The 15,165-nt window shown below is 66.4% G+C and carries 10 protein-coding genes; 7 read left to right on the forward strand and 3 right to left on the reverse strand.

The window, feature by feature from the left end; translation table 11 throughout:
- Positions 1-102: 102 nt before the first annotated feature.
- Positions 103-1,131 (forward strand): TerC family protein, encoded by a 1,029-nt coding sequence (locus LDO86_RS09550; RefSeq protein WP_018771995.1) that lies wholly within the window; start codon positions 103-105, stop codon positions 1,129-1,131.
- A 128-nt stretch (positions 1,132-1,259) separates the two neighbouring features.
- Positions 1,260-2,666: an MFS transporter gene (locus LDO86_RS09555; protein ID WP_018771994.1), complete on the forward strand. Its 1,407-nt coding sequence runs from the start codon at positions 1,260-1,262 to the stop codon at positions 2,664-2,666.
- On the opposite strand, the gene LDO86_RS09560 is transcribed toward LDO86_RS09555, so the two are convergent.
- The 3 genes from LDO86_RS09560 to LDO86_RS09570 all read right to left on the reverse strand — a co-directional run bounded on the left by LDO86_RS09560 (position 2,652) and on the right by LDO86_RS09570 (position 7,121).
- The gene (locus LDO86_RS09560) at positions 2,652-3,947 is read right to left on the reverse strand and encodes an alpha/beta fold hydrolase (RefSeq protein WP_081620265.1); all 1,296 of its coding nucleotides are present in this window, start codon (positions 3,945-3,947) and stop codon (positions 2,652-2,654) included. The genes LDO86_RS09555 and LDO86_RS09560 overlap by 15 nt on opposite strands.
- Positions 3,948-4,011: 64 nt before the next feature.
- Positions 4,012-4,527 carry a GNAT family N-acetyltransferase gene (locus tag LDO86_RS09565; protein ID WP_224084455.1) on the reverse strand — a complete coding sequence of 172 codons (516 nt, stop codon included), beginning with the start codon at positions 4,525-4,527 and terminating at the stop codon, positions 4,012-4,014.
- Positions 4,528-4,577: 50 nt separating this feature from the next.
- Positions 4,578-7,121, reverse strand: coding sequence for a DEAD/DEAH box helicase (locus LDO86_RS09570; protein WP_018771991.1), 2,544 nt, complete (start codon positions 7,119-7,121; stop codon positions 4,578-4,580).
- 97 nt (positions 7,122-7,218) lie between these two features.
- On the opposite strand from LDO86_RS09570, the gene LDO86_RS09575 reads away from it, so the two are divergent.
- The 5 genes from LDO86_RS09575 to uvrA all read left to right on the forward strand — a co-directional run bounded on the left by LDO86_RS09575 (position 7,219) and on the right by uvrA (position 15,101).
- Positions 7,219-7,998: a trans-aconitate 2-methyltransferase gene (locus LDO86_RS09575; protein ID WP_018771990.1), complete on the forward strand. Its 780-nt coding sequence runs from the start codon at positions 7,219-7,221 to the stop codon at positions 7,996-7,998.
- A gap of 140 nt (positions 7,999-8,138) precedes the next feature.
- Entirely contained in the window at positions 8,139-9,944 is a 1,806-nt protein-coding gene (locus tag LDO86_RS09580; RefSeq protein WP_018771989.1) for an ABC transporter ATP-binding protein, read from the forward strand.
- Positions 9,941-11,752 carry an ABC transporter ATP-binding protein gene (locus tag LDO86_RS09585; protein WP_018771988.1) on the forward strand — a complete coding sequence of 604 codons (1,812 nt, stop codon included), beginning with the start codon at positions 9,941-9,943 and terminating at the stop codon, positions 11,750-11,752. Before LDO86_RS09580 ends, LDO86_RS09585 begins: the two co-directional genes overlap by 4 nt.
- Complete coding sequence (locus LDO86_RS09590; RefSeq protein WP_018771987.1) at positions 11,749-12,129, forward strand: GntR family transcriptional regulator; 381 nt, start codon at positions 11,749-11,751, stop codon at positions 12,127-12,129. Before LDO86_RS09585 ends, LDO86_RS09590 begins: the two co-directional genes overlap by 4 nt.
- 47 nt (positions 12,130-12,176) lie before the next feature.
- Positions 12,177-15,101, forward strand: a complete 2,925-nt coding sequence (gene uvrA, locus LDO86_RS09595; protein WP_018771986.1) for an excinuclease ABC subunit UvrA — start codon at positions 12,177-12,179, stop codon at positions 15,099-15,101.
- The last annotated feature ends 64 nt before the right edge of the window (positions 15,102-15,165 follow it).

Consider the following 15,165-nt stretch of genomic DNA (forward strand, 5'->3'; position numbering starts at 1 on the left):
AGTTGCCCTGCCGGGCGTAGCGGGCCGCCGCATCAGCACCAAGTGCACAGGCAGGCCGGAGAGACTTACACCATTTTTGTGTACCCTGCGAAAGGCTTCCCTGTGCTTGATTTGCCTGTTTGGTTCGAGGTCGGCTCATTTGTCGTCCTTGGCCTGATTCTCCTGATCGATCTCCTCCTGGTGGTCCGGCGGCCGCACGAGCCGTCCATGAAGGAAGCCGGTCTGTGGGTAGCCTTCTATGTCAGCCTCGCCCTGGCCTTTGCCGGTGCCATGTTCGCTTTCACGGGTGCCGAGTTCGGCAGCCAGTTCGTGGCCGGCTGGGTCACCGAATACAGCCTCAGCATCGACAACCTGTTCGTGTTCATCATCATCATGGCCAGGTTCTCCGTGCCCCGGAAGTACCAGCAGGAAGTGCTGATGGTGGGCATCATCATCGCGCTGGTCCTGCGAGGCATCTTCATCATGCTGGGCGCCATCGTCATCGAACAGTTCAGCTGGGTGTTCTACATCTTTGGCGCATTCCTGCTGTGGACGGCCTGGAAGCAGGCCCAGGACGAGGGCGAAGAGGAAGAAGACCGGGAAAACCCGCTGATTGCCAGGATCCGCAAGGTCATCCCCATGTCCGAGAAGTTCGACGGGGGCAAGCTGCGGACCACGGTGAACGGCAAGAAGGTGTTCACCCCCATGGTGATCGTCTTCATCACCATCGGCCTCACGGACCTGCTGTTCGCGGTTGACTCCATTCCCGCCATCTTCGGCCTGACCCAGAGCCCTTTCATTGTCTTCACGGCCAACCTTTTCGCCCTCATGGGACTGCGGCAGCTGTACTTCCTGCTCGGTGGCCTGATGAACCGGCTCATCTACCTGAAGCACGCACTGTCCTTCATCCTCGCGTTCATCGGCGTCAAGCTGGTCCTGCACGCCATGCACGTGAACGAGCTGCCCTTCATCAACGGTGGACACCACATCGAATGGGCGCCGGAGATTCCCACGTTCGTCTCCCTTGCCGTCATTGTGGGCACCATCATCATCGCCGTGGTCGCCAGCCTGGTCAGCTCCAAGGCGCAGGCTGCCAAGATGGATCCCCGGCTTGAGGAAGACGTTCGCAGGAGCCACAGCGACGTCGACTAGGCGCCCCCGCCCGCTCAAATCCGCCGGATCCCGGCCGCACGCGCGGCCGGGATCCGGCATTTAACCCTTCCTGAGGCAGCGGGCAAAAACCCCTGTGGCGTGCGCCGCGCCGGGACTATGCTCTGAACATGGCCCGCACACTTGTGATGGAGCAGGACGTGCGCCACGTGCAGCGGCGCACTGTTGTGCTCTTGAGCGTGGCCCAGGTATTCAGTGGACTTGGGACGGGATCAACCGTCTCCATAGGCTCAATCCTGGCCGTGGAACTCTCCGGTTCCAGCGCCTGGGCGGGTGCCGTTGCCACGGTGATGACCCTCGGGGCCGCGGCCGCGGCACTGCCGCTGGCATCGCTGGCGGAACGGCGCGGACGCCGGGCCGGGCAGGTGGCCGGTCTCTCGGCCGCTTTGGCAGGCGCCGTGCTGATGGTGCTGGCCGTTGTCTCCGGACTCTTCGTCCTGCTGCTGCTTGGATCGGCAGGCATAGGGGTGGGCACGGCCGCGAGCCTGCAGGCAAGGTTTGCCGCCGTCGATCTCGCTCCTGCCGAACACCGCGGGCGGGCGCTGTCCACCGTGGTCTGGGCCGTGACTGTCGGCGCCGTTGCCGGACCCAACCTGATCCAGCCGGGCACAGCCGTGGGGGCAGCATTGGGCCTGCCTCCGGTTGCTGGTCCTTTTGTGATTTCCGGGGCCGGGCTCCTCATTGCCACTGTAATCCTGTTCGCAGGCCTTCGCCCCGACCCCTTGCTGCTGGCACGCCAACGTGCGGCCGCCGGCCCTGGTGGAGCCGTTCCGCCGTCAGCGGCAGCGCGAACCGGGGTCGCTGCCGCCGCCCCCTCGCAAGCCCCTCCCATGGACGCCCCACCCACTGTCTCCGCGGCCGCCGCAGCTGCCTCCCCGGGTTCGCTCAGCCGGGGGCTTCGTGCCATCCGTGGATCGCGGACAGCACTGCTGGCGGTGACGGGCGTCGTGGCAGCCCACGCGGTGATGGTCGGCGTGATGTCGATGACGCCGCTGCACCTCCAGCACCTCGTGGAGGGACCCGGTCCGCACGCCGGGCACGTTGCCGAGGGGGACGTGCTGGTCATCATAGGCTTCACCATCTCACTTCACATCGCCGGGATGTTTGCGCTCTCCCCGGTCATGGGCTGGCTGACCGACAGGGCGGGCAGGATGGAGACCATCATGATCGGCTTCACGCTGCTGATCGCGGCGGTGGCCGTTGCCGGGTTCGGCCAGTCCTCAACCGCCGCGGTGGCCACCGGGCTGGTCCTGCTGGGCATGGGCTGGTCTGCGGCCACGATTTCCGGCTCCACGCTCCTGGCGGAAAGCGTGGGGCAGGAAGCCCGGGTGGCGGTCCAGGGTGTCTCCGACATGCTGATGGGGGCCGCGGGGGCTCTGGGCGGCGCGGTGTCGGGACTTGTCCTGGGTGTTGCCGGCTACCTGGGCCTGAACCTTCTGGGCGGGACCATCGGGGCGGCCGTCCTGGCCGCAGCGGTGGCCACGCGCCTGTCACACCGCCGGTCAGCGGCCGCCTGACCGCACCATGCCCAGCAAGCGGGCAAAAATCCGCTCACCGTCGTCGGCGATTCCGTCGTGATGGAAGTCCGCCGTCTCCCAGACCTGCAGCCCGCGCACCGCAGCGGCGGTCCGCAGCGAAAGCTCCCGGTCCACGTAGATGTCGTCCGAGTAGACTGCCGCAGCCACGGGAACAGTATTGCGGGCCAGTACCCGCGCGTCGTACAGCGGCTTCCAGTCCTGTTTGCCGGCCAGCAGTTCCGCCACTTCCCGCAGTGGCCGGAGGGCAGGGTCCTGCTCGAAGTACCACGGATACACCATCTCCCCGGTGAGCAGCAGCGGGTCGGCATCCGGCCGGAACCAGGGGTTTTCGCCGAGCATCCGCCACGCTGACCAATCGGTGGCCTGGCCCTGGCCATAGATGGATTCGTGCATCAGCGCGTACAGCGGGTTGGACCGGCGGGAGATGACGCCTTGGAGCTGCTCCAGGAACGCGTCGGACAGGCGCGGTCCGGCCGCCGTGTCCACAAAGGCGTCCTCGAGCAGGTAGTGGAGGCTGTCCACGCGCGTGTTGCCGCCCAGGAACGCCCCCGCCATCTGGAACCGCTCCACGGTGAGGGGGCCGCCGTCGGGCAGGAACTCCGGCGTGGAGCGCAGGTGGCGGGCAATCCGCTTCACAACGTTCCTGTCCTCGGGATACCAGCGGAAGTACTCGTCATTGCGGGCCGCAACCCGCTGGTACGTGGCCCGGTACACGTCGTCCGCGGAACCGGTGAGCGGGGCAAGGCCGCCGGTTACCAGCACCTCGCGCAGGCCCGCAGGTGCGAAGGACAGGTAGGTAAGCGCGCAGAAGCCCCCGTAGCTCTGGCCGTAAATCGTCCAGGGCGGTGATTCCAGGGCGTGGCGGATCAACTCCGCGTCCGCCACGATCGAGTCCGCCCTGAAGTGCTCCAGGTAGGCCGCCTGCTCCGCCGCGCTTCCGCGGCCGGGCAGGGTGTTCCGGTCAATGGGCGAGGAGAGGCCCGTGCCGCGCTGGTCAAGCATCAGGATGCGGAAGTCCTGCGCCGCGGCTTTGCTCCAGCCACCCAGGGAACCCCACCTGTTGCCGCGGCCGCCCGGGCCGCCCTGCAGGAAGAGGAGCCACGGCAGCCGCGCGGCGGCTTCTTCGCTGTGCGCAGCAGACACGTACTCCCGGGCGAAAACCGTGATGGTTTCGCCGCGAGGCTGGCCGCCGGCCACGGCATGATCCTCCGAAGCAAAATGGTCCAGCGGGACTGTGAAGTAGTGCTCCACCGTGCGCATGCCACGGAATTCATGCCGGGCCTTGACGTCATGCCCGACGGCGGTCGCCTGGACCCGGCGCGCGTCAGCCACGGGCAGAAGCGGGAAGGGAGTCGCGGGACGTGGCCCGGCCGAACCGGTCCAGTGATTCGCCGGTCAGCCTGAAGGTGGACCAGCCGTCCATGGGGCGCGCACCCAGGCGGCGGTAAAAGTTGATGGAGGGCTCGTTCCAGTCCAACACGCGACATTCCACCCGTGCGTAGCCATTCTCGACCGCGATCGCCGCAAGGTGCTGCAGCAGCGCCTTGCCGTGGCCTTCGCCCCGGGCTTCAGGGCTGACGTAAAGGTCCTCCAGGTAGATCCCGTGAACGCCCTCCCAGGTGGAGTAGTTCAGGAACCACAGCGCGAAGCCCTGCACCTCGCCCGCCGCGTTTTCGGCCATGGCCGCGAATACGCGGGGGTTGTCGCCGAAGAGCACCTGTTCCAGGCGCTCGGGCGTGTTCCGGACGGCGTCGGGTTCCTTCTCGTAATGGGCCAGTTCATGGATCATTCGGAGGATGGCGGGCACGTCGTGGCGGGTTGCGGGGCGGATTGCACTCATTCTCCGAGCTTACCGCCGGCGCCGGGACGGCTGCCCCGGCCAGGTCGGTGTCAGAGCCGGTTAACCTCCGTCACCTTGACCACCGCTGTCCCGGTGGCATTCGAGCCCGCAAGATCCACCTCGGCGGAGATCCCCCAGTCGTGGTTGCCCGCCGGGTCATCGAAGATCTGGCGCACCTTCCACGTTCCGGGTTCCTCGGTGATCATGAGCAGGCCCGGACCGCGGGCGTCGGGCCCGGTCCCGATGTCATCGTGTTCGTCGAAGTAGTCGTCCAGCGCGTCTTCCCAGCGTTCGGCACCCCACCCGGAACCGCCGTCGAGCTCGCCCAACGCCGTGGCGTCCTCGTCAGCGAACAGTTCCACCCGCCGGAACATCTCGTTGCGCACCATCACCCGGAAAGCGCGGATGTTGGAGGTGAGCGACGGCGGCGGGGGAGGCGGCGCGTCATGCGGCGTCGGCGCCGCCCCGGAGGCCAGCTCCTCCCATTCGTCCAGGAGGCTGGAGTCCACCTGCCGCACCAGCTCACCCAGCCAGGCGGTCAGGTCTTCCAGGTCCTCGCGAAGCATGTCCTGCGGAACAGTCTGGCGCAACGCCTTGAAGGCATCGGCAAGGTACCGCAGCACGATTCCTTCGGACCGGGCCAGGCCGTAGAACTGGACGAATTCGCCAAAGTTCATCGCCCGCTGGTACATGTCGCGCACTACCGACTTGGGTGCAAGCTCAAAGTCGCCCACCCACGGCGCGGCCTTCCGGTAGACCTCGAACGCCTCGCCCAGGATCTCCGCGAGCGGTTGGGGGTAGGTGACCTCGTCCAGCATGGCCATCCGCTGGTCGTAGTCGATGCCCTCAGCCTTCATGGCGGCCACCGCTTCGCCGCGCGCCTTCTTCTGCTGCGCCGACAGTATCTGCCGCGGTTTCTCCAGGGTCGCCTCGATCACGGACACCACGTCCAGGGCGTACGACGGCGACTCCGGGTCAAGGAGCTCCAGTGCGGCAAGCGCAAAGGGGGAGAGCGGCTGGTTCAGCGCGAAGTTCGGCTGCAGATGGACGGTCAGCCGGACGGAACGGCCATCGGGGCCTTGCTCCTCCGGCGGGATGCGTTCGATCACTTCGGCGGCCAGCAGTTCCCGGTAAATGCCCAGGGCCTTCTTCATCAGCCGCAGCTGGGAAGCGCGCGGCTCGTGGTTTTCGGTGAGCAGCCGCCGGGCCGCCGCGAACGGGTCGCCGGGCCGCTCCATCAGGTTCATCAACATGGCGTGCGTTACCGTGAAGCTGGACGTCAGCGGGTCCGGTACCGATTCCACCAACCGCTTGAACGTGGGCTCACCCCAGGAGACGAAGCCCTCGGGCGGCTTTTTCTTCACCACCTGGCGCAGCTTCTTCTGGTCATCGCCGAACTTGGCGGTGGCCTTGGCCATCGCCTTGACGTTCTCAGTCACGTGCTCGGGTGCCTGCACCACCACTGTCCCGGCGGTGTCGTAGCCCGCACGGCCTGCCCTGCCCGCAATCTGGTGGAACTCACGCGGGTTGAGCAGCCGGGTGCGGACGCCGTCGTACTTGCTCAAAGCCGTGAGCAGCACCGTCCGGATGGGGACGTTGATGCCCACGCCCAGGGTGTCCGTGCCGCAAATGACCTTCAGCAGCCCCGCCTGCGCCAGCTGCTCCACCAGCCGCCGGTACTTGGGCAGCATCCCGGCGTGGTGCACACCGATCCCATGGCGGACCAGGCGGTTCAGCGTCTTCCCAAAGCCCGCGGCAAACCGGAAGTTGGCGATCAGCTCCGCGATTTTGTCCTTTTCCTCCCGGGTGCACACGTTGATGCTCATCAGGTTCTGGGCACGGTCGATCGCTTCGAGCTGGCTGAAGTGCACCACATAGACGGGCACCTGCCGGGTGGACAACAACTCCTCCAGCGTCTCGTGGACGGGTGTCTGGTGGTAGTAGTAGTGCAGCGGAATGGGCCGTTCGGCGGAACTGACGGTGGTGGTCGCACGTCCGGTCAGCGCCGTGAGCCCCTCCTCGAACCGGGTGACATCGCCCAGGGTGGCGGACATCAGCAGGAACTGGGCCTGCGGAAGCTCCAGGAGGGGGACCTGCCAGGCCCAGCCGCGCTGCGGGTCGGAGTAGAAGTGGAACTCGTCCATGATCACCGCACCGAGTTCGGCTGCGGCGCCTTCCCGGAGCGCGATGTTGGCCAGGATCTCGGCGGTGCAGCAGATGATGGGAGCATCCTGGTTCACCCCGGAGTCGCCGGTGATCATGCCCACGTTCTCTGCTCCGAAGATGTCGCAGAGCGCGAAGAATTTCTCGGACACCAGGGCTTTGATCGGTGCCGTGTAATAGCTTCGGCGGCCCTGGGCCATGGCCTGGAAGTGCGCCGCAATGGCCACCAGGGACTTCCCTGAGCCGGTGGGCGTGGCCAGGATGACGTTCGCCCCGGTTGCCAGCTCCATGATGGCCTCGTCCTGTGCCGGGTACAGCGACAGGCCCCGGCTTTCCGTCCACTCCACGAACCGGGTGTAAAGGGCGTCGGGGTCGACGGCGGCGGATGGGGCGGGGGCGGGCAGATCGATCAGCTGGTCAACGAGTTTCATTGACTTCAACCTTAGTGCCACGTTGCGGCCGGATCCGGAGTCCCTGGCGGGTTAGGCTACGCCTTGCCCGTGTGCGCGTCAGAAGCTGGAGAGATTCATGAAGTGGGACCCCGCCAAGTATGTCCAGTTCGGCGACTACCGGAACCGGCCGTTCTTCGATCTCACGGCCCGGATCCATGCCGACCGGCCCAAGCACGTGGTCGACCTGGGCTGCGGGCCAGGGAACCTGACGGCAACCCTGGCTGACCGCTGGCCGGGCGCCCGGGTCCTGGGCCTGGATTCCTCCGCGGACATGCTGGCAAAGGCGTCGGCACTGGCGGAGGAGAAGCCCTCCCTTCGCTTTGAGCAGGCCGGCATCGAGGGCTGGATGCCCAGTCCGGAGACGGACGTTGTGGTCAGCAACGCCGCCCTGCAGTGGGTTCCGGGCCACCAGGACATGATGCGCAAGTGGCTGGAAGTGCTCCGGCCGGGGGCCTGGTTCGCCCTGCAGGTACCCGGAAATTTCAACGCCCCCTCGCACTCCCTGATGCGGAACCTCGCGGGGTCGGACCGCTGGGCTGCAAAGCTGGACGGTGTGCTGCGGGGCGGGGAGGCAGTGGGGGAGCCGGAGGAATACCTGCGGATCCTGCTCGACGCCGGCTGCGCGGCGGATGCGTGGGAAACCACCTACCTGCAGGTCCTGCCGGGGCCGGACCCCGTGCTGGAATGGGTCCGGGGCACGGCACTGCGGCCTGTGATGGCCGCCCTGGGCGAGGAGGACGCCAGGAGCTTCGAGACCGAGTACGCGGCCTCTTTGCGGGACGCCTACCCCCGCGGGGTCCACGGCACCGTTTTGCCTTTCCGCCGCATCTTCGCAGTGGGCCGCAAGGCCGGCTAACCGGTACCCGGCCAACGGGTTTTCCACGCCCGTCACAGGCTGTGACAGCAGTGAAAAGTGATCTGGCTTACAATGGCGACTGTGGTTTAGGGGTCAAGCCGCTGGCCCCCTCTTCGGCCCATGCATTTACAGGGGGTATTTTGCTGGTCGGACTCGTGAAGCGGCAGCTTGCCGGTCAATACGCGTATGTATGGGCGATCGTTTTCCTTCAGCTGATCCAGGCGGCGGCAAACCTGCTGCTGCCCACCGTGAACGCCGCCATTATCGATGACGGGATTGTCGCAGGGGAGCCGGGGGTGGTCTCGCGCCTTGGCGTGCTCATGGCCGTCATTGCCGTGGTGCAGGCAGCGTCCGCCATTGCTGCCGGCTACCTTGGGGCGGTGGTGGCCATGAGGATCGGGCACCGCCTGCGGGCCGAGGTTTTCACCCGGATCCAGTCCCTGTCCTCCCAGGACGTGGCCCTGTTCGGAACACAGAGCCTGACCATCCGCGCCACCAACGATGTCCAGCAGATCCAGGCCTTCGCGGTGCTTGTCTTCACCATGCTCTTTGCCGGGCCCGCCATGGGCGTAGGCGGCATCGTCCTGGCCGTGCAGCAGGATGTTGCGCTGTCCCTGGTGGTGATCGTCATCGTGCCCCTGCTCCTGCTGATCATGTACCTGATTGTCAGGCGGCTGATTCCGCTCTACCGTGAGGGCCAGGACCTGCTGGACCGGTCCGGCGGGATTCTTCGCGAGCAGATCATCGGGGTGGATGTCATCCGCGCCTTTGTCCGCCAGGGCCATGAGGTCCGGCGGTTTGCGGAAACCAACGCCGGCCTCACCGCCAACAACCTGCAGTCCGCGCTCCTGGTGGCGGGGATGCTGCCCATCATCATGCTGGTGGTCAATACCAGCTCGGTTGCGGTGGTGTGGTTCGGCGGGCACCGGATCCAGGCAGGCCAGATGAACCTTGGGGCGCTCACGGCGTTCATCGCCTACATCATGCAGATACTGCTGGCGATCATGATGTCCATGTACGTGCTCATGACGGCGCCGCGGGCGGCAGTCTGCGCGGAACGCATCCAGGCGGTCCTTGACACCGAGCCGTCCGTCGGCGATCCGGGCAATCACACTGCGGCCAGTGACCGAGCGGCCAGCGACAAGGCAGCCAGTGACAAGGCAGCCGCGCCTCCGCCGCCCGGCGCCGTGCTGCCGGGGCGGCAGGCAACGCTGGCGTTCCACGATGTTGCCTTCTCTTATCCGGGAGCAGAAGCGCCCGTGCTCGCGGACATCAGTTTCACGGCAGCTCCCGGTACCACCACAGCAATCGTGGGCTCCACCGGAAGCGGCAAGACCACGCTGCTGAACCTGATCCCGCGTTTCCTGGACCCCACCCACGGCCGCATCACCCTTGCCGGCCACGACATCCGCCACCTGCCCCTGGACCAACTCCGCGCTGCCATGGCTATCGTGCCCCAGCACTCCCACCTTTTTACGGGAACCATCGCAGACAACCTGCGGATGGCGGACCCCGACGCCACGGACCAGGAACTGTGGGCTGTCCTGGAGGCTGCCCAGACCATGCGTTTCATGCGCGACCTCCCGCTTGGACTTGCCACCCCCGTCGGCCAGGGCGGCGCCAGCCTGTCGGGCGGCCAGCGGCAAAGGCTCTGCATCGCCAGGGCCCTCCTGCGCAAAGCGCCCCTCTACCTCTTTGACGACAGCTTCTCCGCGCTGGACTATGACACCGACACCAGGCTGCGGCGCGCACTTGACCAGGCGCTCGCCGCCGCAACGGTCATCATCGTGGCCGAGCGCATTTCCGCGGTCGAAGACGCGGATCTCATCCTGGTGCTCGACGACGGCCGGCTGGTTGCGCAGGGAACGCACAGGGAGCTGCTGGAAACGTCCGCCACCTACCGGGAAATCGCAGAATCCCAGCTCGCGCTGGACGGCACGCTGTGACGGCGGTGGAGGAATCCGCGGAAACGGCGCACAGGTTCTGGCCGACCGCCCGCAGGCTCCTTGGCCTGCTGCGCCCGTTCCGGCTGCAGATGCTGGGGGCCGTGGCGGCAACGTGCGCCTTCGCAGGGGTCAACGTTGCCGCCCCCAAGTATCTGGGCGACGCCACGGACATGGTGGTGCAGGGCATCTTCCAGGGAAGCCTGGACCAGCGCCTCGGAGTCCTGCTGGCAGCCGTGGCCTTGATGTATGTTTTCGCTTCCCTCTTCAACTGGATCCAGGGCGCTCTGACGGCACGTGCGGTGCAGGGACTTATGTATGGCCTGCGAGCAGCGCTTGAGGACAAGCTGCACCGGCTCCCCTCCACGTATTTCCGGGAACGCTCCCGCGGGGATGTCCTGAGCCGGGCCACCAACGACATCGACAACATTGCCCAGGCCCTGAACCAGGTTCTGACCCAGCTCATCGTGTCCGTCCTGATGCTCTGCGGGTCGCTGGCCATGATGCTGTGGATCTCGCCGCTGCTCGCGGCCATTGCCATTGCCAGCGTCCCCGTTTCCACCTGGATCACCGTCCTGGTGGCCCGGCGGTCCCAGGAGCATTTCGCCAGGCAATGGAAGGAGACCGGCGAACTCAACGCGCACGTGGAGGAATTCATCAGCGGGCATGAAGTCATCAAGGCCTTTGGCCGGCAGGCGCAGGCCACGGAGGTCTTCAGCCGCAGCAACGGCCGCCTGGCCCGGGCGGCAGCCAAAGCCCAGTACTCAGCCGGTGTGGTCCAGCCGCTGATGGTGCTGATGTCCAACCTCAATTACATTGCTGTCGCAGTGGTGGGTGCGCTGCAGGTCATCGCAGGCGCCATGACCATCGGCGGCGTCCAGGCCTTCATCCAATTCAGCCGGCTGTTCACCCAGCCGGTGGGGCAAATCGGCGGCCTGCTCAACGTTATTCAGTCCTGCGCAGCCTCGGCGGCAAGGGTTTTCGTGCTCCTCGATGCCGGGGAAGACCTCCAGGAACCGGCCGGCGCAGCGGCCGGCGCTCCCGCCGCCGGCCGCATCGTCTTCCATGACGTCACCTTCAGCTATCCCGGTTCCGTTCCGGCGGTCAGCAACCTCACCTTCACGGTGGAACCGGGCCAGGCGGTGGCCATCGTGGGGCACACGGGCGCGGGCAAGAGCACCGTGGTGAACCTGCTGATGCGGTTCCTGGAACCTTCGTCCGGCAGGATCACCATGGGCGGAAGGGACATCGCGGAAATTCCCCGCGACCAGCTGCGGGGCAGGTTCGGCGTGGTGCTCCAGGATTCCTGGCTTTTTGCCGGGACCATCCGGGAAAACATCGCCTACGGGCTGCCAGGCGCTGCGGATGCGGCCATAGTTGCCGCCGCGGAGGCAACGCACGCGGACCGTTTCATCAGGTCCCTGCCGCGCGGCTACGACACAGTCCTGGAGAACGGCGGCGAGCAGCTCAGCCAGGGGCAGCGGCAGCTCATCACCATCGCCAGGGCGCAGCTCGCCGGGCGCAGTGTGCTGGTCCTGGATGAGGCCACAAGTTCGGTCGATTCCAGGACGGAGGTGCTCATCCGCCAGGCGATGCAGCGGCTGCGCCAGGGGCGGACCAGTTTCGTGATTGCCCACCGTTTGTCCACCATCCGGAACGCTGATCTAATTCTCGTCATGGACCATGGACGGATCGTCGAGCAGGGCACGCATGACAGCCTCCTTGCCGCCAACAGCTACTACGCCCGGCTGTACAACGCACAGTTCGCCGAACGCGACGGCCGCGCGGGCATCCTGGAGGGCGGCCTGTGAGCGCCGCAGGCGACTTCCCGGGGTCCTGGCGCCCCAACCCGGCCAGCAGCGTGGCGCTGTTCGAGCAACTCCGGCTTCAGGTCATCCATCTGGCGGACAGCGGCGCGTTGGCGCCGGGCACCAGGCTGCCTGCCGTGCGGGCCCTGGCGGAGAAGCTCGACGTCGCCCCGCACACCGTGGCCAGGGCGTACAAGGAACTGGAGGCCGCCGGGATCGTCACCACCCGTGGCCGGAACGGTACGGTGGTTGCCGCGCGTGACGAGCGCCTGGGCGGCCTGTCCGCCGCAGCCGCCGCATACGCCGCCGTCGCCAAATCCCAAGGGGCCAGCTTTGCCGAGGCCGTGAAAATCCTGGCGGCCGCCTACGATGTTCCCTGACGGCGGAACCGCGAGTGTTCGAAAAAGTTTTCGATTAGCATAATGGGGTGCCTAAAGCCGTAGCTGAAGAGACCCCTGCCCCCTCCACGTCCTTCGCGGTCCCTGCCGCCGCCGCCCCGCAGCGCCCGGACCTCTCCCGCCTTGTGGTGAAGGGCGCGCGGGAGCACAACCTGCGCAACGTGGACCTCGACCTGCCGCGCGACGCCATGATCGTCTTCACCGGCCTCTCCGGCTCCGGCAAGTCCTCGCTGGCGTTCGACACAATCTTTGCCGAAGGCCAGCGCCGCTACGTCGAATCGCTGTCCGCCTACGCACGCCAGTTCCTGGGCCAGGTGGACAAGCCCGACGTCGATTTCATCGAAGGGCTCTCCCCGGCTGTATCCATCGACCAGAAATCCACCAGCAAGAACCCGCGGTCCACTGTAGGAACCATCACCGAGATCTACGACTACATGCGCCTGCTGTGGGCGCGCGTCGGCAGGCCGCACTGCCCCGTCTGTGGTGAACCCGTGTCAAAGCAGACGCCGCAGCAGATTGTGGACCAGCTCCTCGAACTCGACGAGGGAACCCGCTTCCAGGTCCTGGCGCCGGTGGTGCGTGGCCGCAAGGGCGAGTTCGTGGACCTCTTCAAGGAACTCACCGCAAAGGGCTACTCCCGGGCGCGGGTGGACGGCAACCTCGTCCAGCTCAACGATCCCCCCAAGCTGGGCAAGCAGTTCAAGCACACCATCGAAGTGGTGGTTGACCGCCTGGTGGTCAAGGAAGGCATCAGCCAGCGGCTCACCGACTCCATCGAGACCGCGCTGGGACTGGCCGAGGGCCGGGTCCTGGCGGAGTTCGTCGACGTGGACGCGGACGCCCCCGAAAGGATCCGGGCGTTCTCCGAGAACCTCGCCTGCCCCAACGAGCACCCCCTGGCCATCGACGAAATCGAGCCGCGCTCCTTCTCGTTCAACAACCCCTTCGGCGCCTGCGCCGCCTGCAGCGGCATCGGCACCCGCCTCGAGGTTGACGAGGAACTCATTGTTCCCAACCCGGAACTCTCCCTGTCGGAGGGAGCCATCGCGCCCTGGTCACTGGGTACTGCCACCACGGAGTACTGGAACCGGCTCCTCGAGGGCCTGGCCAAGGAGGTTGGCTTCTCCATGACCACGCCGTGGGAGAAGCTGGGCAAGGACGTGCGCCAGACCATCCTGCACGGCAAGGACCACAAGGTGGTGGTGCAGTACCGCAACCGCTTTGGCCGCGAACGCAAGTACAGCACCGGGTTTGAAGGCGCCATCCAGTACGTCCACCGCAAGCACGGCGAGACCGATTCCGACTGGGCCCGCGACCGCTACGAGGAGTACATGCGGCAGGTTCCCTGCCCCGCCTGCAACGGCGCGCGGCTCAACCCGGCATCCCTGTCGGTGCTGATCAACGGCAAGTCCATCGCCGAGGTTGCCGCGCTGCCCATGCGGGACTGCGCGGATTTCCTCAACAACCTGGTGCTGACCGGGCGCGAGGCGCAGATCGCCCACCAGGTCCTCAAGGAGATCCAGGCCCGCCTGACCTTCCTGCTGGACGTGGGGCTGGAATACCTCAACCTGGAGCGCCCCTCGGCCACCCTGTCCGGCGGCGAAGCGCAGCGCATCCGGCTCGCCACCCAGATCGGCTCCGGCCTGGTGGGCGTCCTCTACGTCCTGGATGAACCCTCCATTGGGCTGCACCAGCGGGACAACCGCAGGCTCATCGAAACCCTCACCCGGCTCCGCGACATGGGAAACACCCTGATCGTCGTGGAGCACGACGAGGACACCATCCACGTGGCCGACTGGATCGTGGACATCGGACCCGGCGCGGGCGAGCATGGCGGCCAGGTGGTCCACTCGGGGACCTACAAGGAGTTGCTGGACAACAAGGAGTCCCTGACCGGCGACTACCTGTCCGGCCGCAAGGCCATCGAGGTGCCCCGGAAGCGGCGCAAGTACGACAAGAAGCGCGAGATCAAGGTATTGGGCGCACGGGAGAACAACCTCCTGAACGTCGACGCAGCCTTCCCGCTGGGTCTTTTCACCGCGGTGACGGGCGTGAGTGGTTCGGGCAAGTCCACCCTGGTCAATGAAATCCTCTACAAGGTGCTGGCCAACAAGCTCAACGGCGCCAAGCAGGTGGCCGGACGGCACAAGACGGTCCAGGGCCTGGAGCACCTCGACAAGGTGGTCCATGTAGACCAAAGCCCCATCGGCCGCACGCCGCGGTCCAACCCGGCCACGTACACCGGTGTCTTCGACAACATCCGCAAGCTCTTCGCCGAAACCACCGAGGCCAAGGTCCGCGGCTACCTGCCCGGCCGTTTCTCGTTCAACGTCAAAGGCGGCCGCTGCGAGGCCTGCTCCGGCGACGGCACGCTGAAGATCGAGATGAACTTCCTGCCTGACGTGTACGTCCCCTGCGAGGTGTGCCACGGTGCGCGCTACAACCGGGAGACCCTGGAGGTGCACTACAAGGGCAAGACCATCGCCGACGTCCTCAACATGCCCATCGAAGAGGGCGCCGAGTTCTTCGCGGCCTTCTCGCCCATCGCACGGCACCTGAACACCCTGGTGGACGTGGGACTCGGGTATGTCCGCCTCGGACAGCCTGCCACCACCCTCTCCGGCGGTGAAGCGCAACGCGTCAAGCTCGCGGCGGAGCTGCAGAAACGCTCCAACGGCCGCAGCATCTACGTCCTGGACGAGCCCACCACTGGCCTGCACTTTGAGGACATCCGCAAGCTGCTGATGGTCCTGCAGGGGCTGGTGGACAAGGGGAACACGGTGATCACCATCGAGCACAACCTGGACGTCATCAAGAGTGCCGACTGGCTGGTTGACCTCGGGCCCGACGGCGGTTCGGGCGGCGGCCAGATTGTCGCGGCCGGAACGCCGGAGCAGGTGGCCAAGTCCGGCACCAGCCACACCGGGAAGTTCCTGGCCGAGATACTCGGCTGACCGGATGAAATTCCACCGAAATATTCCTCACGGGGAATGCGAGTTTCAGGCACTCCTGCTGTCA

This window comes from Arthrobacter sp. StoSoilB19 (assembly GCF_019977275.1).
Taxonomy (GTDB): Bacteria; Actinomycetota; Actinomycetes; order Actinomycetales; family Micrococcaceae; genus Arthrobacter.